Here is a 20,236-nt window from a genome sequence, read left to right as displayed (position 1 = left end):
GGAGACACGAGCAATGAGACAACAAACGACACGATTCCGCCGCCGCGGCATTGCCGTTGGCATCGCCATGGGCATCCTGACACTGTCCGCGGGGCAGGCCTTCGCGCAGTCGGCGGATCCGGCGAAAGAGGACCGGCCCGCACAGAGCAAACCCGCCGACGAGCCCAAGGAGCTGCCGGTCATCACGGTCACGGCCACCCGGCTGGATTCCGACCTGATGAAGACGCCGGTGGCGGTCACCGCGGTCACCCAGGACGCGTTGACGCGCGAGGGCATCCGCGACGTGCGCGGCCTATCCGGCACCATGCCCAACCTGCAGATCGCCACGGGCGCGGACTCCGGCGTGCAGATCAACATCCGCGGCATCGGCGCCAACAATTTCACCGAGATCGGCGATCCCGCCGTCGGCCTGCACGTCGCGGGCCTGTATTCGCCCCGCCCGCAAGGCGCATTGGCGCTGATGTTCGACGTCGATCAGGTGGAAGTGCTGCGCGGCCCGCAGGGCACCCTGTTCGGCCGCAACTCCACCGGCGGAAGCGTCAACATCATTCCCGCCAAGCCCCAGTTCGGTTCGAACCACGGCAGCACCGAACTCGACGTCGGCAACTACAACCTGCGCCAGCTGAGCGTGGTGCAGAACATCGCGGTGAACGACCGCTTCGCGTTGCGCTTCGCCGCCACCAAGGTCAAGCGCGACGGCTGGATCAACCAGTTCCAGGACTTCACCGACTACGACCTGCCCGAGAACGGCTTCGTCGCGGACGGCATCCCGGATGTCGACCAGCGCCGCAACGTCAAGGTGCCGCGCAGCAAGTTCTACACCAATCGCGACGAATGGGCGGCGCGCATCGCCGGCCGATTCGCGTTCACGGACGACGTCGAGTGGAACTTCGCCTACGAGAAATTCCAGAACTCCGGCGCCGGCGACGTCACCCTCAAGGATTGCGCGCAGGCGCGCGGGACGCGATTCGCCTGCGAAGGCGGCGACTGGGACGTGAAGATCAATGTCCCCGGCAAGACCGACATGTCGATCGGAACCTGGCGTTCGAACCTGGTCTGGAACCTAGACGACACCAACAGCCTCGAATACAGCGTCGCCTACGCCAGGCAAACGCGCTCGCAGATCTCGGACGACGATGGCGGCTACCATGCGATTCCTTCGCAGGTGACGGCCGTACTGCCGGTCGGGCCGGACGGCGACTGGGGCGCGTGGCCGATCGTCGACAACACGTCGATCACCCTGGATTCCGACTACCGCTCCACCGTCCACGAATTCCAGTTCAAGCACGGTGGCGAAAAGCTGAAATTCGTCAGCGGCCTGTTCTGGATGCACGAGAAGAATTCGATCGACTACGCCCAGGAGCAGTTGGTCACCGCGCCCTACGGCTACCCGATCAGCCAGTTCTACCACCAGCCCAATCGTCAGATCGACGCCAAGGCGATCTTCGCGCAGGCGGACTGGACCTTCGCCCCCACCTGGACGGCCACCCTGGGCTGGCGCTTCAGCCGCGACAGCAAGACCGACAAGGGCGGCCAGGTCTTCGGCGGCTGGGACACTACGATGAACGCCTACTACAACGGCCTGTTCGACCCCGGTACGCCGGGCGAACCCGGCTTCCATACCCACAACGGCGAGGACCTGACCGAGCAGATGGGCCCGTTCGCCGGCGTGGACGCCTATTCGTACTGGGGGCCGCCGGCGCAGAACGACCACGCCGACAGTTGGAAGAAGAACACCTACCGCCTCGGCCTGACCAAGGAGCTGTCGTCCACCGAGATCCTGTATGCCTCCTGGGCCACCGGCTACAAGGCCGGCGGGTTCGGCGACAAGGACGACGCCTGCGGCGGCCTGACCTGCGTGGACGGCTCCAGCCCGCAGTACACGTTCTTTCCCTACAAGCCGGAAACCATCACCAACCTGGAAATCGGCTACAAGGGCCTGCTGCTGGACAAGCGCCTGAGTCTGGCCGCGACCCTGTTCTTCAGCCGCTACAAGGACATGCAGGTCACCGGCAATTTCTTCGCCGCCAAGGTCGTTCCCAACGGCCCCTGCCCGGACTGGGATCCGAACTGCGACGTGATCCAGAAATGGCAGACGGTCAACGTGGGCGTCGTGGACATTCCCGGCCTGGAAATCGAACTCGATTTCATGCCGACGCCCGCTACCCGCATCGGCGCTTTCTTTTCCTGGATCGATACGCGGGTCAAGAACTACCGCTCCTTCAGCGACGAATGGAACTGCGGCGTACGCGAGGAAATGGGCGCCCCGGCTTGCCCGGATCCCTACTCCGGGAGCGAGCGCGAGTATGCAGGCCGCCAGTTGTACGACATCACCGGGAACCACCTGCCCTACAGTCCGGAATTCACCGCCGGCTTCAACCTGTCGCACAACTTCAAGTTCGGCAACGGCTACACGCTCATCCCGTGGTTCAACGTGAAGTGGCAGGACAAGATGTATTTCACCCTGCGTAATCTCGACAACCCGCACATCTCCGACGCGCAGGCCGCGAACGCGAAGATCGATCTCAGCCTCAAGCTGCAGTCGCCGTCGTTCTGGCAGGCGGAGCTCTACGTCCTGAACGCGACCGACAAGATGACCAAGAACTGGGCCGGCGACGGCGGCGGCTTCATCCGCGCCTCATGGAATGATCCGCGAACCTACGGCATCCGCTTCAGGTTCGACTACTGAGACCGGTAGGAACCCCGGCGGCGCGCAAATGTCGCGTCGCCGGGATCTCGCGCGGAACGGCCGGGGACATCCCCTGCCTCATGCCCGGCGGAGGTAGTCCGCAAGCGCGCCCCGCAGCCGCGCCAACCCTTCCGCCACGTCGGCATCGCCGATGTTCAGCGCCGGCACGAAGCGCAGTACGTCGGGGCCGGCCTGCAGCAGCAGCAAGCCGTTCGCGGCGGCGAGGTCGCCGATCGCGCCGGCCTTGCCGGCGTGTTCCGGCTTCAGCACCGCGCCCAGCATCAGACCGCGGCCGCGCACTTCGGCGAACAGATCCAGATCGCGGTTGATCGCATCGACGCCGTCGCGCAGCGCCCGTTCCTGCCGCGCCACGTTGGCGGCGATTTCGTCCGATGCCAAGCGACGCAGCGCCACGCGCGCCACCGCCGCCGCCAGCGGGTTGCCGCCGAAGGTGGTGCCGTGCGCGCCGAACTGCATCGTCTCCGCCACCTTCGGGCCGGCCAGCAGCGCGCCGATCGGCATGCCGCCGCCCAGCGCCTTCGCCAGCGTCACGATGTCGGGTGCCACGCCGTCGCGCCAGTGCGCGAACAACTCGCCGGTGCGGCCCATGCCGCACTGGATTTCGTCCAGCACCAGCAGCGCACCGAACCTGTCGCACAGCGCACGCACCGCCTGCAGGTAGCCGGGCGCGGCAGGCATCACGCCGCCTTCGCCCTGCACCGGCTCCAGCATCACCGCCGCCACGTCGCCGCCGGCCATCGCCGTTTCGAGCTGCGCGACGTCGTTGAAATCGACGTAGCGGAAGCCGCCGGGCAGCGGCTCGTAGCCTTCCTGGTACTTGGGCTGCGCGGTGGCGGTGACCGCCGCCAGCGTGCGGCCGTGGAAGCTGCCTCGGAAGGTGACGATGACGCGGCGTTCCGGCGCGCGGCCTTGCGCGGCGGCCCAGCGACGCACCAGCTTGATCGCGGCCTCGTTCGCTTCCGCGCCGGAATTGCACAGGAAGGCGCGCTCGGCGAAGCGCGAGGCGGCAACCAGTTCCTGCGCCAGCCGCAGCGGTGGTTCGCTGTAGAACACGTTGCTGGTGTGCCAGAGCTTGCCGGCCTGTTCGGCCAGCGCGGCGGTCAGCTCGGGATCGCAGTGGCCGAGGGCGCACACCGCGATGCCGGCGCCGAAATCGACGTACTCGCGGCCTTCGCTGTCCCAGACGCGCGCGCCCTGCCCGCGTTCGAGGATCATCTCGCGCTGCCGGTACACCGGCAGCAGGCACTCGCGGCCGAGCGCCAGCAGTTCTTCGACCCGTGCGTCGCGCCCCATCTCACCAGACTCCCGTGTTCGGCATCGAGGCCCAAGGCTCCTGCGGCGGCAGGTGACCCTCCTGCAGCAGTTCGATGGAGATCAAGTCGGGCGAACGCACGAACGCCATGTGGCCGTCGCGCGGCGGGCGGTTGATGGTGTAGCCCATGTCCAGCAGGCGCTGGCAGGTGGCATGGATGTCGGCGACGCGGAACGCGAGGTGCCCGAAATTGCGGGCGCTGCCGTAGTCCTCGGTGCCGCCGTCTTCGCCCGGCCAGTTGTACGTCAGTTCGATTTCGGCGTCCGGCGTTTCGTCGGCGGCGAGGAAGACCAGCGTGTAGCGGCCTTTCTCGTTCTCCATCCGGCGCGTCTCGCGCAGACCGAGGCCTTCGCAGTAGAAGCGCAACGAGGCGTCGATGTCGCGCACGCGCACCATCGTGTGCAGGTATTTCATGGCGTCGTCCGTGGGTGAGGATCGCGCAATGATCCCACGAAGGCGGCGTCAGGGATCGATGTAGAGATCCGGCAGCAGCGGCTTCGACGGATCGCCCGTGTAGCCGGACAGGTCGGCGACGCCGGCCTGCCGCAGCACCTGGTCGTCGATCAGGAAGTTGCCGGAGAAGCCGGCCGCCTCGCGGGTCAGCACGGCGTGCGCGGCGTCGCCCATGATCTCGGGCTTGCGGCCGTTGCCGGCCTCGACGCCCGGGATCATGTTCAGCGCGTCGGTGGCGATCAGGGTGCGCGGCCACAGCGCGTTGACCGCCACGCCCTGCGGGCCGAACTCGGCAGCCAGGCCCAGCGTCACGAAGCTCATGCCCATCTTCGCCAGCGTGTAGGCGGTGTGCGGGCCCCACCACTTCGGCTCCAGCGAGGGCGGCGGGCACAGGGTGAGGATGTGCGGATTGGGCGCTTGCAGCAGGTGCGGCAGGCAGGCCTGCGCGCAGAGGAAGCTGCCGCGGCTGTTGACCTGCTGCATCAGGTCGAAACGCTTCATCGGCGTGTCCAGCGCGCCGCGCAGCCAGATCGCGCTGGCGTTGTTGACCAGGATGTCGATGCCGCCGAACGCGTCCACCGTGGCGGCGACCGCAGCATGCACCTGCTCCTCCTCGCGGATGTCGCACTTCAGCGCCAGCGCGCGGCCGCCGGCTTCCTCGACCGCCTTCGCCGCACTGTGGATCGTGCCCGGGAGCTTGGGGTTGGCGACGTCGGATTTCGCGGCGATGGCGATGTTGGCGCCGTCGCGCGCGGCGCGCAGGGCGATGGCCAGGCCGATCCCGCGCGAGGCGCCGGTGATGAACAGAGTCTTGCCGGAAAGCGTGGTCATGCGCATTCACCGTTGTCGTGGCAGGGGCAGTGTAGCGTCCGCCACCTATAATCCGCCGATGCACGGCGCATGGTTCGACAACATCGTTGCCTGGATCGGCGCGCACCCGCAGGCGGCCGGCCTGCTGATCTTCCTGATCGCGCTCAGCGACGCGGTGATCGTGCTCGGCGCCATCGTGCCGGCGCTGCCGCTGATGATCGCGATCGGCGTGCTGATCGGCATGGGCGAGATCGCAGGCCCCTACGCGGTGGCCTGCGCCGCGCTGGGCGCGTTCGCCGGCGATGGCCTCAGCTACTGGGTGGGCCGGCGCTGGGGCGATTCGCTGCGCGGGGTGTGGCCGTTCCGGCGCTATCCGCAGCTGCTGGAGCGCGGCGAGGGCCTGTTCCGGCGCAACGCCTTCAAGAGCATCCTGATCGCCCGCTACGTCGGCGCGGTGCGGCCGTTCGTGCCGGCCATCGCCGGCATGTCGAGGATGCCGCTGTCGCGCTACCTGCAGGCCAGCGGCATCGCCTGCCTGTCGTGGGCGGTGCTGTTCCTGCTGCCAGGCTGGGCGCTGGGGCAGGCCTACGACGCCGTGGCCGCGGTGGCCGACAAGCTGGCGCTGGTGCTGCTGGGATTATTGGCGGCGCTGGCGCTGGCGTGGGCGGTGGTGCTGTACAGCTGGCGCTGGTTCGCGCGCAACGCCGACAGCCTGCTGGCGCGCTTGCTGCGCTGGAGCCACCGGCATCCGCTGCTGGGCCGCTACGCTGCCGCGCTGATCGACCGCCGCCGGCCGGAATCCGCGCCGTTGCTGCTGCTCGCGGTCTGCCTGTTCGCGGTGGCCTGGCTGTGGGCGTGGTTCAGCGCTTCGCTGATGCTGCGCGGCGGCCCGCTGCTGGTCGACCAGGAGGTCCACGTCTTCATGTTCGCCCTGCGCAACCCGCTGGCCGACCGGATGATGGCGACGCTGGCCGCCATCGGCAGCGCGCCGGTGCTGGGGCTGGCCTCGCTGGCGGCGATGCTGTGGCTGCTATGGCGTCGGCGCTGGAAGGCCGCCGTGCACTGGCTGGTCGCCATCGCGGTAGGGCTGGCGCTGACCGAGGGCCTGGACGCGCTGGTGGACATGCCGCGCCCGCCCACCGCCGCGGCCGGCTTCGGTTTCCCGTCGATCGCGGTGACCATGACCACGGTGGTGTTCGGCTTCTTCGCGGTGCTGATCGCGCGCGAACTGCCGGGCCGGCAGCGGGTCTGGCCCTACCTGCTCACCGGCATCGCGACCGCACTGGTCGGCTTCGCCCGCCTCTACCTGGGCGCGCACTGGCTCAGCGACATCGTCGGCGGCGTGCTGCTGGGCGCGATCTGGGTGCTGCTGATCGGCATCGCCTACCGCCGCCACAGCGAGCGTTCGTTCTGGATGCGGCCGCTGGGCTGGACGTTCTACGGCAGCTTCCTGCTCGCCGCCTGCTGGTACGCGCCGCGCAGCGCGCCGCAGACGCTGGCGAAGTTCGAGCCGCCGCCGCCCGTGCAGGCGCTGGACGCGCGGCGCTGGCAGGCGCAGGGCATCGCCGACGACCGCCAGCGCTTCGACCTGGAAATCGCCGGCGACATCGAATTGCTGCGGCAGCGCTTGCACGCGCAGGGCTGGCGGGTGCAGCCGGCCGCCGACTGGGTGGGCGCACTGGGCCTGCTGGACGACGACCTGTCGCCGGCCGAACGCCCGGTGCTGCCGCTGGCGCTGGACGCGCATCCCGAGCGCCTGCTGCTGCGGCGCACGGATGCGCGCGACCCCGAACGCATCGAAGTCCTGCGCGTCTGGCCCGCGCCGGTGCGACTGGAGGACGGCACGCCGCTATGGGTGGCGCGCTACGACACCATGCAGCTGCGTCGCCGGCTGCGCCTGCTCAACCTGTGGAAGCCGGAACCGCCGGCGCATGCGCTGCCGACCGATCTCCAAAAACTGGATGAAGGCGACGCGCTGCGGGTGCTGGCGCATCCGCGCTGAGTGCTTATCTCGTTCCCGCAAGCGGGAGCGACAGCTTTTCCTTCTGCCTACTGGGTGAGGGCGTGCTGCTCACGCGCCACTGGCGCGTGCACGTCCGAACGCCCTGCGCTGCGCCTGGGCGCGAAGCGAGGTGGCCAGATGGGCCAGATGAGGGTTCGGCGACCAATGAAGTCGCATGAGTACCCGAACCCTCACCCCAACCCATCTCCCGAGGGGAGAGGGGCTTTATTTCCTTCGGAAGGATTCAGAGGGCGGCGAAGAACCGCCGCGGCGCGCCGTCGAAACCGCCGTTGGACATGAACACCACGTGGTCGCCGGCACGCACGCGCTCGCGCAGCGCGGCCAGCAGCGCGTCGGCATCGGCAACGGCGCGGGCTTCTCCCCTGAGCGCGGCGATGACCTTGCCGGCATCCCAGGGCAGCTCGGGCCGGGCGAGGAACACCACCTCGTCGGCAAGCTCCAGCGACGGCGCCAGCGCGTCCGCATGCGCGCCGAGCCGCATCGAATTGCTGCGCGGCTCCATCGCCACCACGATCCGCGCATCGCCGACTTTCGCGCGCAACCCGGCGAGCGTGGTCGCGATGGCGGTCGGATGGTGGGCGAAGTCGTCGTACACGGTGATGCCGCCGCGCGCGCCGATCATTTCCAGCCGGCGCTTGACGCTGCGGAACCCGGCCAGCGCCGGGACGACCGATGCGACGTCGACGCCGACCGCATCGCAGGCCGCCAGCGCGGCCAGGCCGTTGAGCACGTTGTGGTCGCCGAGCAGCGGCCATTCGACGACGCCGAGTTCCTTGCCATCGCGCAGCACCGCGAAGCGGCTGCCGTCGTCGGCCAGCTTGCGCGCGCACCACTCGAACGACGGATCGAAGCCGAAGCGCTGCACCGGCGTCCAGCAGCCCATCGCCAGCACTTCGCGCAGGCGCTCGTCGTGGCCGTTGACGATCAGACGACCGCGCCGCGGCACGGTGCGCACCAGGTGGTGGAACTGGCGCTGGATCGCGGCCACGTCCGGGAAGATGTCGGCGTGGTCGTATTCCAGGTTGTTGAGGATGGCGATCAGCGGGCGGTAGTGGACGAACTTGCTGCGCTTGTCGAAAAACGCGGTGTCGTATTCGTCGGCCTCGACCACGAACTCGCGGCCCGCGCCGACGCGCGCCGACACGCCGAAGTCCTCGGCCACGCCGCCGATCAGGAAGCCCGGCTCGCGCCCCGCGGCTTGCAGCAGGTACGCCAGGATCGTCGTGGTCGTGGTCTTGCCGTGGGTGCCGGCCACCGCCAGCGTATCGCGGCCCGGCAGCACGTTCTCCTCCAGCCACTGCGCGCCGGAGGTGTAGCGCAGGCCGGCGTCCAGCACGTATTCCACCGCCGGATTGCCGCGCGAGAGCGCGTTGCCGACCACGATCTCATCGCAATCGGACGCGATGTTGTCCGGCGCATACCCCTGCTTCAGCGCGATGCCCAGCCGCTCCAGCTGGGTGGACATCGGCGGATAGATGTTCTGGTCGCTGCCTTCGACGTCGTGCCCGAGTTCGCGCGCGAGCGCGGCGACGCCGCCCATGAAGGTGCCGGCGATGCCGAGGATGTGGAGTTTCACGTGCGGTTCCCGAAATGATCCGGACGAAGGCTGGAAGTAGGCGAAGCGGCGCAGGGCCGGCCTCGCAACCAAGCGAGTATCGGGGAGCGACTTGCGAGGTCGGCCCTGCGCCGCTTCGCCGGTCGCCCAGGTGACCTCAACCGACCTCGTGGCCCGCCTGGATCGCCTCGACGATGCGCGCGAACACCTCGTCCAGCGAACCCACGCCGTCGACCACGGTCAGCTGGCCGTGCTGGCGGTAGAAATCGATCACCGGCGCGGTCTTCTCGTCGTACACGTTCAAGCGATGACGCACCGATTCCGGCGTGTCGTCGGCGCGGCCCTCGGCCTTGGCGCGGCCGGCCAGGCGCTCGATGATCTGTTCGTTGTCCACGACCAGTTGCACCGCCGCGTCGAACTTCTGCCCGAGGCTGGCCAGCAGTTCGTCCAGCGCGGCCGCCTGGGCCAGATTGCGCGGGTAGCCATCGAGGATGAAACCGGCCTGGGTGTCCTCGCGCGAGAAGCGCTCCTTGAGCATGCCCAGCAGGATCTCGTCGCTGACCAGGTCGCCGCGCGCCATCACTTCCTTGGCCTGCAACCCCAGCGGGGTGCCGGCGGCCACTTCGGCGCGCAGCAGGTCGCCGGTGGAAATGTGGGGAACCTGCAGGTGTTCCTTCAGCCGAGTCGCCTGGGTGCCCTTGCCGGAACCCGGCGCGCCCAACAGAACCAATCGCATCGAATCGCTCCAGAATTGACCGATGGGGCGGCGTTAGACTGCGCCCGACCCCGCAACCCGGCCAGCTTACCGCATCCGGCCGCCGTTCCAGACCCAGCGCGAAGGATTTCCCATGCCCGCAGGCACCCTGCTGTACGCCCAGAGCGGCGGCGTCACCGCCGTCATCAACGCCACCGCCTCCGCCGTCCTGCAGGCGGCGCGGGCCAGGAAAGTGCGGGTGTTGGCCGCGCGCAACGGCATCCTGGGCGCGCTGCGCGAAGACCTGATCGACGCCTCCGCGCTGTCCGCCGCCGAGGTCAAGGGCTTGGCGCATACGCCCGGCGGCGCGTTCGGCAGCTGCCGGCTCAAGCTGAAGTCGCTGGCCGACGACCGCGCGAAGTACGAGCGCCTGCTGGAAGTCTTCCGCGCCCACGACGTGCGCTGGTTCCTCTACAACGGCGGCAACGACTCGGCCGACACCGCGCTGAAGGTGTCGCAGCTGGCCGCCGAGTTCGGCTACCCGCTGACCTGCGTGGGCGTGCCCAAGACCATCGACAACGACCTCGCGGTCACCGACTGCTGCCCCGGCTTCGGCTCGGCGGCCAAGTACACCGCCGTCTCGGTGCGCGAATGCGCGCTGGACGTGGCGGCGATGGCCGAGACCTCCACCAAGGTCTTCGTCTACGAGGCGATGGGCCGCCACGCCGGCTGGCTGGCCGCGGCGGCGGGGCTGGCCGGCGAAGGCAAGGACGATGCGCCGCACATCATCCTGTTCCCGGAGCGGCCGTTCGACGAGGCCGATTTCCTCGCCCGCGTCGATGCCGTGGTCAAGCGCGTGGGCTGGTGCGTGGTGGTCGCCAGCGAAGGCATCCGCACCGCCGACGGCACCTTCGTGGCCGATGCCGGCGGCGGCAAGGACAGCTTCGGCCATACCCAGCTGGGCGGCGTCGCCTCGCACCTGGCCGGGCGGGTCAAGGACGCGCTGGGCCACAAGGTGCACTGGGCCCTGCCCGACTACCTGCAGCGCTCGGCCCGCCACCTCGCGTCGCAAACCGACCTCGATCAGGCGATGGCGGTCGGCCGGGCGGCGGTGGAATGCGCGCTGGCCGGGCAGAACGCGGTGATGCCGGTGATCGTCCGCGACGGCGACGCGCCGTACCGCTGGCACGTCGACATCGCCCCGCTGGCCCGCATCGCCAACCACGAGAAGACCATGCCCAAGGGCTTCATCCGCAAGGACGGCTACGGCATCACCGCGGCGGCGCGCCGCTACCTGTCGCCGCTGGTCGCCGGCGAGGCGTTCCCGCCGTTTGGCCGGGACGGGCTGCCGAATTACGTCACTCCCGTGATGACGTCGGTCCCGCGCCGGCTGCCCGCCTGGCGCGGCTGAGCCGCAACTGACTTACACTTCACCGCCACCGTTTTCCGCAACACGCAACCAAAGGATGGGGAATCCATGAAGACCGCTTTCACCGCCGCCACGCTGGCAGTGGCCTTGGCCGCGATCTGCGCGCCCGCAAACGCCCAGTGGAGCAGCAAGAAGACCGACCCGCAGGGCGCCGCCGGCGGCGCCAACGCCAAGGGCGCCGCCATCAACCTCGAATCCTGCGACGAGCCGATGGGCACCGTCGCCGTGGTCGAGGAACAGGAAGGCGACTGGTACCGCTACCTGACCACCGACCTGCGCCTGCCGTCCACCATCCCGGTGATCCGCATGCTGATCCAGCAGTCCAACTGCTTCGTGGTGGTCGAGCGCGGCCGCGCGATGCAGAACATGATGCAGGAGCGCGCCCTGCAGGAAAGCGGCGAGATGCGCGGCGGCAGCAACTTCGGCAAGGGCCAGATGGTCGCCGCCGACTACACCATCAACCCCAGCATCAATTTCTCGCAGAGCAACGCCGGCGGCATCGGCGGCGCGCTGGGCCATTTCGGCGGCGCGCTGGGCGCGGTGGGCGCGCTGGCCGGCGGCCTGAAGTTCGGCAAGGCCGAGACCATGCTGACCATGATCGACAACCGCTCCGGCGTGCAGATCGGCGTGGCGCAGGGCGCGGCCAAGAAGACCAGCTTCGGCATCGGCGGCGGCGGCATCGGCAGCGGCGGCTTCGGCGCGCTGGGCGGCTACAGCAACACCCCGGAAGGCAAGACCATCGCGGCCGCGTTCGCCAACGCCTACAACAACCTGGTCGTGGCCATGCGCGACTACAAGCCGCAGCAGGTCCAGGGCGGTTTGGGCAAGGGCGGCAAGCTGAAGGTCGGCAACTGACGCCGCGTCCGCCATCGGCAATCCCGCGAACGCCCGGTCCTGCCGGGCGTTCGCTTTTTCGGCATTGACCTCACGCGCTGTCGCCCCTCTGGTGGAACGCGAGCGCGATCCCCTAGACTTGTGCCGGGGAACGGGGAACAACAAGACGCACGAATGGGGATTCGATCGCGAATGCGCGGCGCGGCGGCGTGCCTGCTGCTTGCCTCCCTGTTGCCTGCCGCCGCCCGTGCGCAAACCGCGCAGACGGTGCCCGCGGCATCCCCGCTGCTCGTCCGCATCGAAATCCTCGAACCGCTGAGTTCCCTCGAACAAAAGCGCGGGGACACGTTCGCCCTGCAGCTGGCGGAGGCCGTGACGTTGCCCGACGGCACCGTCCTGCCCGCCGGCACTCGCGGCCGGGGCGAAGTGGTTCACGCCGAGAAGGCCCGCACCGGCGGCAAGCCCGGCGAACTCATCCTGGCGGCACGCCTCCTGGAGGCTCCGCAGGGAAAATTCCGCCTGCGCGCCCTGCGGCTGACCGGCACGGGCAAGGACCGGAGCAATACCGCACTGGGCATGGCGCTTGCGGCGGAAGCCGCCCTCCCCGGCGCAGCCCTCCTGGCCCTCTTCATCCATGGCGGGCAATTCATCGTGCCGCCCGGCACGCAAGGCATCGCAAAGCTGGAGGCCACGCCGCTGCCGGCCGCAACCTCCCTTCAACCCGCCGATTCCGGCATACGACCCAACGAGGACACTCCTCCGTGAACCATGCAACCCGCAAGCTCTGCCTGATCCTGTCCCTCGCTCTGGCCGGCACCGCCGCGCACGCACAGGACGCCGCCGCCCAGACGGCCGCCGCCAGCGAGCCCGCTGCCGCCGCAGCCACATCCGCACTGGTCGGCGCGCCGCCCGAAGGCAAGGGACAGATCGTGTTCTTCCGTCCCTCGAAGTTCGCCGGCGCGGCCGTGGGTTTCGTCGTTCGCGAAGGGGAAACCGACTTGGGCAAGCTGCGCAGCGGCAACTACTTCATCGCCGCCGTCGAACCCGGCACCCACCAGTACACCGTGCATTCGGAAGCCAAGGACGTGCTGACCCTCGAAGTCGAAGCCGGCGAGACCTATTACGTGCAGGGCTCGATCGCCATGGGCTTCATGGTGGGACGGCCCAACCTCAGCCCGTCCGATCAGGCCGCCTTCGACGCCGCGGCACCGAAACTCAAGCTGTCCAAATGACCGAGCGGTCCAGACAGCGCCCTGGATCCCGAAGCCCCCGCAAGGGGGCTTCTCCTTTTGATCGAGCGATGCGCCGCATGCGATCCTGAGGCATGCCCGTCCTGCAAGTGAAAGCCAAGCCCAACTCCCGCGTCTCCGCGCTCACGCGTCAGGACGACGGCACTTGGCTGGCGCAGCTGAAGTCGCCGCCGGTGGACGGCAAGGCGAACGCGGAGCTGATCGAACTGGTGGCACGGCAGTTCGGCTGCGCGAAGTCGTCGGTCGGCATCAAGACCGGCGCGGGCAGCAAGCTCAAGCGGGTGATCGTGCCGGATTGATCCCGGGCCGCGTCGCTCAACCGCAGCCCTTGCCTTCCACCGCCATCGCCACCGCGTATTGCGGAATGGCGCCCAGCTTGCCGGCGCCGGCGGCGTCCAGGCCGTCCTTGAGGTAGACGCGGGCGCGACCCTGCGCGTCCATCTTCGGCACCGCGCTTCCCGCCGGCTTGCGCCAGATGCGCACCACCGCCAGCTGCGCGGCGCAGGCGGCGGCGGGGACGCGGATCACGTCGTTGAGGATCCAGCCGTTGGCCGTAGACGGCTTCGCGGTCGCCGCGTCGGCCAGCTTCGCGCGCGCCTGGCAGCGTTCGCCGGTGCGCACCACGGCGAAGGCGTAGGGCGACTTCGCATCGCCGGTGAAGCGGCCTTCCAGCCGGGCGCAGGCTTCGGGGATGGTGCGCAGGGTATGCAGCACGCCGACGGGCTGCGGCGTCGCCGGTTGGCGCTGGATTTCCGGCGCGGTGTCGGCGGCCATCGCCGCGGAGGCCACGAGCAGGCCCGCGCAGAACATGTGCAGTCGCAACATACGAAACGCTCCGGCATCACGATTCGGGACGCCAGACTGGCACGCGCCAGCTGAATATCGCGCACACGCCGCGATTCCCGCCGCGGCGCGCGCCCGGCCCGCAAGGTCTATGCGATAGTCGGAAGGTCGCCCGCCTGCGGGTGGGCACGACAACCTGATGTCTTCCATTCGAACACTCCGGGGAGGGGTTTCATGCTGGAGCAATACGGTTTGGTGCTGGCGCTGGTTTGCGCCGTCGTCGCGATCGCCTACGGCCTGTGGGCGGCCGCCTGGATCAACAGACAGCCCGCGGGCAACGAGCGCATGCAGGAGATCGCCGGCGCGATCCAGGAAGGCGCGCGCGCCTATCTCAATCGCCAGTACACCACCATCGCCATCGCCGGCGTGGTGCTGCTGCTGTTGATCGGCGTCTTCATCGGCCGGCATACCGCGATCGGCTTCCTGATCGGCGCGGTGCTGTCCGGCGCCGCCGGCTACATCGGCATGAACGTCTCGGTGCGCGCCAACGTGCGCACCGCCGAGGCCGCGCGCAAGGGCATGGGCCCGGCGATGAACGTCGCCTTCAAGGGCGGCGCGATCACCGGCATGCTGGTGGTCGGGCTGGGCCTGCTGGGCGTGGCCGGCTACTGGTACGTGCTCACCCGCGTGATGGGCGTGGCCGATGCCGAGGCGCTGCACGCGCTGGTCGGACTCGCGTTCGGCTCGTCGCTGATCTCGATCTTCGCGCGCCTGGGCGGCGGCATCTTCACCAAGGGTGCGGACGTCGGCGCCGATCTGGTCGGCAAGGTCGAGGCCGGCATTCCCGAGGACGACCCGCGCAACCCGGCGGTGATCGCCGACAACGTGGGCGACAACGTGGGCGACTGCGCGGGCATGGCCGCCGACCTGTTCGAGACCTATGCCGTCACCGTGATCGCGACGATGCTGCTGGGCGGGCTGATGGTCGCCACCGTCGGCCAGCACGCGGTGCTGTACCCGCTGGTGCTGGGCGGCGCATCGATCATCGCTTCGATCATCGGTGCGTTCTTCGTGAAGGTGTCCGGCAGCAACCCGAACATCATGGGCGCGCTGTACCGTGGCGTGATCGTGTCCGGCGTGCTGGCGGCGATCGCCTTCTATCCGATCACCACCCAACTGATGGGAGGCGAAGGCTTGATCGGCGCGATGAACCTGTACGGCTGCGCGCTGATCGGGCTGGCGCTGACCGGCGTGATCGTGTGGATCACCGAGTACTACACCGGCACCCAGTACGCGCCGGTCAAGCACGTCGCGCAGGCGTCGACCACCGGCCACGGCACCAACATCATCGCCGGCCTCGGCGTGTCGATGAAGTCCACCGCGCTGCCGGTGCTCGCGGTCTGCGCCGCGATCCTCGGTGCATACAAGCTCGGCGGCCTGTACGGCATCGCCATCGCGGCGACCTCGATGCTGTCGATGGCCGGCATGATCGTGGCGCTGGACGCCTACGGCCCGATCACCGACAACGCCGGCGGCATCGCCGAGATGGCGGAGCTGCCGCCGGAAGTGCGCAACGTCACCGACCCGCTGGACGCGGTGGGCAACACCACCAAGGCCGTCACCAAGGGCTACGCCATCGGCTCCGCCGCGCTGGCCGCGCTGGTCCTGTTCGCGGACTACACCCACAACCTGCAGGCCGCGCATCCGGGCGTGGCGTTCACCTTCGACCTGTCCAACCACATGGTCATCGTCGGTCTGCTGATCGGCGGCCTGATCCCGTACCTGTTCGGCGCGATGGCGATGGAAGCCGTGGGCCGCGCGGCAGGCAGCGTGGTGGAGGAAGTGCGCCGCCAGTTCCGCGAGATCAAGGGGATCATGGACGGCAGCGGCAAGCCGCAGTACGACAAGGCCGTGGACATGCTGACCAAGTCGGCGATCAAGGAAATGATCGTACCGTCGCTGCTGCCGGTCGCGGTGCCGGTGATCGTGGGCCTGGCGCTCGGCCCGCAGGCGCTGGGCGGGTTGCTGATCGGCACCATCGTGACCGGCATCTTCGTGGCGATTTCGATGACCACCGGCGGCGGCGCCTGGGACAACGCCAAGAAGTACATCGAGGACGGCCACCACGGCGGCAAGGGTTCCGAGGCGCACAAGGCCGCGGTGACCGGCGACACCGTCGGCGATCCCTACAAGGATACCGCCGGCCCGGCCGTGAACCCGCTGATCAAGATCATCAACATCGTGGCCCTGCTGATCGTGCCGCTGCTGCCGGTCAACACCGGCAACACCGAAGCAGCGCAGGCGCCGGTGGCGATGACGGCGCCGGCCACGGACGCCACGCCGATGGAAGTCGCGCCGGCGGAAGCCGCTGCGCCCGAGACAACCGCCCAGTAAACCGGGTTCCAGAAACAAGAACGGCGGCCGAAAGGTCGCCGTTTTTTGTCTGCCTCTCACAAAAACACAAAGGCCGCCCGGAGGCGGCCTTTGCGATGCACGAATGACGCCGCTTACTTGGCGAGACGCGCCGCGATCGCCGCGCCCAGGTCGCCCGGCGACTTCACCGTGGTGACGCCGGCGGCTTCCATCGCCGCGAACTTGCCTTCGGCCGTGCCCGAACCACCCGATGCGATCGCGCCGGCATGGCCCATGCGCTTGCCCTTCGGGGCCGACGCACCGGCGATGAAGCCGACGACCGGCTTCTTGACGTGGTTCTTGATGTACTCGGCGCCGGCTTCTTCCGCCGCGCCGCCGATCTCGCCGACCATGATGATGCCTTCGGTCTGCGGATCCTCGTTGAACAGCTTCAGGCAGTCGACGAAGTTCAGGCCGTTGATCGGATCGCCGCCGATGCCGATGACGGTGGACTGGCCGAGGCCCGCGGCGGTGGTCTGCTTCACGGCTTCGTAGGTCAGCGTGCCGGAGCGGCTGACGATGCCGATCTTGCCCTTCTGGTGGATGTGGCCCGGCATGATGCCGATCTTGCACTCGCCCGGGGTGATGATGCCGGGGCAGTTCGGGCCGACCAGCACCACGTCCGGATGCTGCTTCAGCACGTTCTTGACGCGCAGCATGTCCAGCACCGGGATGCCTTCGGTGATGCAGACGATGACCTTGATGCCGGCGGCGGCCGCTTCCAAGATCGCGTCGGCCGCGAACGGCGGCGGGACGTAGATGACCGAGGCGTCGGCGCCGGTGGAGGCCACGGCTTCGGCCACCGTGTTGAACACCGGCAGCTCGATGTGGGTGGTGCCGCCCTTGCCGGGCGTGACGCCGCCGACGACCTGGGTGCCGTATTCCACCATCTGGGTGGCGTGGAAGGTGCCCTGCTGGCCGGTGAAGCCCTGCACGATCACCTTGGTGTTCTTGTTGATCAAGACGGACATGATTCTTTCCTAAGGTTCTCGGTGGGCTCAGGCGGCGACGGCAGCAACGGCCTTCTTCGCGCCGTCGTTGATGTCGTCGGCCGGCGTGATCGCCAGGCCCGACTCGGCCAGCAGCTTCTTGCCCGCCTCGACGTTGGTGCCTTCCAGACGGACGACCACCGGAACCTTGACGTCCACTTCCTTGACCGCGGCGATGATGCCCTCGGCGATCATGTCGCAGCGGACGATGCCGCCGAAGATGTTGACGAAGATCGCCTTCACCTTGTCGCTGGACAGGATCAGCTTGAACGCCTCGGTCACGCGCTCCTTGGTCGCGCCGCCGCCGACATCGAGGAAGTTGGCCGGCGAACCGCCGTTGAGCGCGATCACGTCCATCGTCGCCATCGCCAGGCCTGCACCGTTGACCATGCAGCCGATGTTGCCGTCCATGGTCACGTAGTTCAGGTCGAACTGGCTGGCGCGCACTTCGGTCTCGTCTTCCTGCGTGGTGTCACGCATGGCGGCGAGGTCCTTGTGGCGGAAGGTGGCGTTGTCGTCGGAGTTGACCTTGCCGTCCAGCGCGTACAGGTTCTGGTCGTCGAGGATCGCCAGCGGGTTCAGCTCGACCAGCGACAGATCCTTGTCGTTGAACAGCTTGTACAGGCCGCCCATGATGCCGGCGAGCTGGTTGGACTGCTTGGCGGTCAGGCCCATCTTGAAGCCGATCTCGCGGCCCTGGTACGGCTGCACGCCTTCGACGTAATCGACGGTCAGGGTGTGAATCTTCTCGGGCGTGTTGGCGGCCACCTCTTCGATGTCCACGCCGCCCTCGCTGGAGACGATGTAGGTGATCGCCTTGCGATCGCGGTCGACCAGCAGCGACAGGTACAGCTCCTTGACGATCTCGCCGGCGGTGGTGACCAGCACCAGGTTGACCGGCAGGGCGACGCCCGCGGACTGGTAGGTCGCCATCTTGGTGCCGAGCATCTTGCCGGCGGCGGCCTTCACATCGTCGAGGGTCTTGCAGAACTTCACGCCGCCGGCCTTGCCGCGGCCGCCCGCATGGATCTGCGCCTTGACCATCCACGGGCCATCGCCCAGGGACTTGGCCGCTTCGACCGCCTCATCGGCGCTGGACGCGACGCGCCCTGCCGGAACCGCAATGCCGTAATCGGCAAACAACTGCTTCGCCTGATACTCGTGGAAGTTCATGGATCACCCGGGAAAAGAACGGACGCTCCGTGCCCCGGACGATCCGGCCGGCGCGGGCGGGCCAGCATTTTACCTTGTTGCGGCGCGTCATGCTTTGCCCAGGTCCGCATCCCGCATACTCCGGGCGATGGCCCCTCCCGCTTCCCCCGCCCCGCAGGACGCGATCCGCCGCGAACTGCACTTCTTCACGCTGTACCGGGTCTTCGAAGCCGCGCTGCTGTGCCTGGCCGTGTTCAGCCCGGCCGGCGAGCTGCTGAGCCAGCCGCGCTATCCGCTGCTGGCGGCCTGCATCGCGCTGGGCTACCTGCTGGGGGCCTGCCTGCTGTTCGCGGCGCGGCGGCATGGCCGGATCGCGCCGCAGGTGCTGGCCGGCATCGGTGCGGACATCCTCGTCTCGACGCTGGCCATCCACGCCATGCCGGGCATGGCGTCCGGCATCGCGATGATGCTGCTGTTCAACGTGGGCGCCACCGCCCTGCTGCTGCCGCTGCGCACCGGGCTGGCGATGGCCGGCGCCGCCAGCCTGGCGCTGCTGATCCAGCACGTCGGGACCGTGCTGACCGGCGACGAGGCGGCACGGCCGACCGCCGAAGTGCTGATGTTCTCGATCAGCTACCTCGCCATCGCCACCCTGATCAGCCTGGTCGGCAAGCAGATGCGTGCCAGCCAGGCGCTGGCCGAGCACCGCAGCAGCCAGGTGGCGAACCTGGCCGAAGTGAACGAACTCATCATCCGCCGCATGCGCACCGGCGTATTGCTGGTCGACGGCGACGGCGAGATCCGCCTCGCCAACGAGGCGGCGATGCTGCAACTGGGCGATGCCGGCGAGGGCCGCCGCCTGCTCGCCACCGCCGCGCCTGCGCTGGACGCGCGGCTGCGCCGCTGGGAGCGCGACGGCCAGCACGACCCCACGCCGCTGCAGCTGGCCGCCGACCTGCCGGAAGTGCTGCCGCGCTTCGCCCGCCTGCTGGCGGAAAGCGATCAGGCGCTGGTGTTCCTCGACGACGCCGAGCTGGCTTCGCGGCGCGCGGAAACCCTGACCCTGGCGACGCTGGGCCGCTTCTCCGCCAGCCTCGCCCACGAGATCCGCAACCCGCTGGCCGCGATCAGCTACGCCACCCAGCTGCTGGAGGAATCGCGCGACATCCCCGAAGCCGACCGCCGCCTGCTGGAAATCATCTACCAGCAGACCCGGCGCATGAACGGCATCGTCGAAAACGTGCTGGGCCTGGCCCGTCGCGAGCGCGCCCAGCCCGAGCACGTGGACCTGTGCGAATTCGCCCGCCAGTTCGTGGCCGAGTACCGCAACAGCCATCCGCTCGAACAGGACGTGCTGGACGTCCGCACCGAGGCCGGCCCTGTTCCCTGCCTGGTGGACCGCCGCCAGCTTCAGCAGATCGTCACCGTGCTGGTCCACAACGCACTGGTCTACGGCCGCATGCCGGGCGAGCCCGCGCACGTCGCCCTGTACGTCCACCGCGACAGCAAGGGCGCGCCCCTGCTGGACGTGGTGGACCACGGCCCCGGCATCCCCGACGCGGTGGCCGGGCAGCTGTTCCGCCCGTTCTTCACCACCTCCGGCCACGGCACCGGGCTGGGCCTCTACATCGCTAGGGAAATGTGCTCGGCCAACCAGGCCGACCTCGCCTACGTCGCCCTTCCGGCCGGGGGCGCCTGCTTCCGCGTCCGCCTGGCCGGCGCGCGCGCCATCGAAACCGCCTGAGCGGCGATATCCCGACCCGCACCACCCTTCTGTACGCACCCGCATCTGCCCTTGCGTGTCGCACTTGGACGCGGCACGGCAACCGG

Annotated in this window: 16 protein-coding genes and 1 pseudogene; 9 read left to right on the top strand and 8 right to left on the bottom strand. The window is 68.8% G+C overall.

The genetic code is table 11. The annotated features are described in order from the left end of the window. Positions 1-67 precede the first annotated feature (67 nt). Complete coding sequence (locus H9L17_RS10940) at positions 68-2,689, top strand: TonB-dependent receptor (RefSeq protein WP_223158046.1); 2,622 nt, start codon at positions 68-70, stop codon at positions 2,687-2,689. 78 nt (positions 2,690-2,767) lie between these two features. Here H9L17_RS10940 and H9L17_RS10935 read toward each other — a convergent pair whose 3' ends face one another. The 3 genes from H9L17_RS10935 to H9L17_RS10925 are packed head-to-tail and all read right to left on the bottom strand — an operon-like array spanning position 2,768 to position 5,306. After that, on the bottom strand, positions 2,768-4,003 hold the full coding sequence (locus H9L17_RS10935; RefSeq protein ID WP_187569484.1) for an acetylornithine transaminase: 1,236 nt from the start codon (positions 4,001-4,003) through the stop codon (positions 2,768-2,770). Position 4,004: 1 nt separating this feature from the next. Then, complete coding sequence (locus H9L17_RS10930) at positions 4,005-4,436, bottom strand: VOC family protein (protein ID WP_187569483.1); 432 nt, start codon at positions 4,434-4,436, stop codon at positions 4,005-4,007. A gap of 48 nt (positions 4,437-4,484) precedes the next feature. Next, the gene (locus H9L17_RS10925; RefSeq protein ID WP_187569482.1) at positions 4,485-5,306 is read right to left on the bottom strand and encodes an SDR family oxidoreductase; all 822 of its coding nucleotides are present in this window, start codon (positions 5,304-5,306) and stop codon (positions 4,485-4,487) included. 58 nt (positions 5,307-5,364) lie between these two features. Here H9L17_RS10925 and H9L17_RS10920 point away from each other — a divergent pair, with 58 nt between their 5' ends. Continuing rightward, positions 5,365-7,287, top strand: a complete 1,923-nt coding sequence (locus H9L17_RS10920) for a bifunctional DedA family/phosphatase PAP2 family protein (RefSeq protein WP_187569481.1) — start codon at positions 5,365-5,367, stop codon at positions 7,285-7,287. A gap of 244 nt (positions 7,288-7,531) precedes the next feature. Here H9L17_RS10920 and mpl read toward each other — a convergent pair whose 3' ends face one another. Together mpl and H9L17_RS10910 are read right to left on the bottom strand one after the other, a co-directional pair. Continuing rightward, positions 7,532-8,848: a UDP-N-acetylmuramate:L-alanyl-gamma-D-glutamyl-meso-diaminopimelate ligase gene (mpl, locus tag H9L17_RS10915; protein WP_187571944.1), complete on the bottom strand. Its 1,317-nt coding sequence runs from the start codon at positions 8,846-8,848 to the stop codon at positions 7,532-7,534. A 172-nt stretch (positions 8,849-9,020) separates the two neighbouring features. Continuing rightward, positions 9,021-9,599, bottom strand: coding sequence for an adenylate kinase (locus tag H9L17_RS10910; RefSeq protein WP_187569480.1), 579 nt, complete (start codon positions 9,597-9,599; stop codon positions 9,021-9,023). 112 nt (positions 9,600-9,711) lie between these two features. On the opposite strand from H9L17_RS10910, the gene H9L17_RS10905 reads away from it, so the two are divergent. The 5 genes from H9L17_RS10905 to H9L17_RS10885 all read left to right on the top strand — a co-directional run bounded on the left by H9L17_RS10905 (position 9,712) and on the right by H9L17_RS10885 (position 13,369). Continuing rightward, positions 9,712-10,968 carry a 6-phosphofructokinase gene (locus tag H9L17_RS10905; protein ID WP_187569479.1) on the top strand — a complete coding sequence of 419 codons (1,257 nt, stop codon included), beginning with the start codon at positions 9,712-9,714 and terminating at the stop codon, positions 10,966-10,968. 66 nt (positions 10,969-11,034) lie between these two features. Then, positions 11,035-11,841 (top strand): CsgG/HfaB family protein, encoded by an 807-nt coding sequence (locus H9L17_RS10900; protein ID WP_187569478.1) that lies wholly within the window; start codon positions 11,035-11,037, stop codon positions 11,839-11,841. Positions 11,842-12,012: 171 nt separating this feature from the next. After that, complete coding sequence (locus H9L17_RS10895; RefSeq protein WP_187569477.1) at positions 12,013-12,585, top strand: hypothetical protein; 573 nt, start codon at positions 12,013-12,015, stop codon at positions 12,583-12,585. Then, positions 12,582-13,052, top strand: a complete 471-nt coding sequence (locus H9L17_RS10890; RefSeq protein WP_187569476.1) for a DUF2846 domain-containing protein — start codon at positions 12,582-12,584, stop codon at positions 13,050-13,052. The genes H9L17_RS10895 and H9L17_RS10890 overlap by 4 nt, the downstream gene beginning before the upstream one ends. A gap of 92 nt (positions 13,053-13,144) precedes the next feature. Beyond that, positions 13,145-13,369 (top strand): DUF167 domain-containing protein, encoded by a 225-nt coding sequence (locus H9L17_RS10885; RefSeq protein WP_187569475.1) that lies wholly within the window; start codon positions 13,145-13,147, stop codon positions 13,367-13,369. Between the two features lie 16 nt (positions 13,370-13,385). Here H9L17_RS10885 and H9L17_RS10880 read toward each other — a convergent pair whose 3' ends face one another. Further along, on the bottom strand, positions 13,386-13,895 hold the full coding sequence (locus H9L17_RS10880) for a hypothetical protein (RefSeq protein ID WP_187569474.1): 510 nt from the start codon (positions 13,893-13,895) through the stop codon (positions 13,386-13,388). Between the two features lie 192 nt (positions 13,896-14,087). Between H9L17_RS10880 and H9L17_RS10875 the strand changes: the two are divergent. Beyond that, positions 14,088-16,121 (top strand): annotated as a pseudogene (locus H9L17_RS10875) (sodium-translocating pyrophosphatase); the annotation flags it as partial. A gap of 239 nt (positions 16,122-16,360) precedes the next feature. Here the strand turns inward: H9L17_RS10875 and sucD are convergent. Both sucD and sucC read right to left on the bottom strand, forming a co-directional pair. Then, positions 16,361-17,236 carry a succinate--CoA ligase subunit alpha gene (gene sucD, locus H9L17_RS10870; protein WP_187569472.1) on the bottom strand — a complete coding sequence of 292 codons (876 nt, stop codon included), beginning with the start codon at positions 17,234-17,236 and terminating at the stop codon, positions 16,361-16,363. 27 nt (positions 17,237-17,263) lie between these two features. Next, positions 17,264-18,427 (bottom strand): ADP-forming succinate--CoA ligase subunit beta, encoded by a 1,164-nt coding sequence (gene sucC / locus H9L17_RS10865; RefSeq protein WP_187569471.1) that lies wholly within the window; start codon positions 18,425-18,427, stop codon positions 17,264-17,266. Between the two features lie 127 nt (positions 18,428-18,554). Between sucC and H9L17_RS10860 the strand changes: the two genes are divergently transcribed. Further along, positions 18,555-20,150, top strand: a complete 1,596-nt coding sequence (locus tag H9L17_RS10860) for a histidine kinase dimerization/phospho-acceptor domain-containing protein (protein WP_187569470.1) — start codon at positions 18,555-18,557, stop codon at positions 20,148-20,150. Positions 20,151-20,236: the final 86 nt, after the last annotated feature.

Source organism: Thermomonas brevis (assembly GCF_014395425.1).
Lineage (GTDB): Bacteria > Pseudomonadota > Gammaproteobacteria > Xanthomonadales > Xanthomonadaceae > Thermomonas > Thermomonas brevis.
This window is presented reverse-complemented; position numbering and strand designations above follow the sequence as displayed.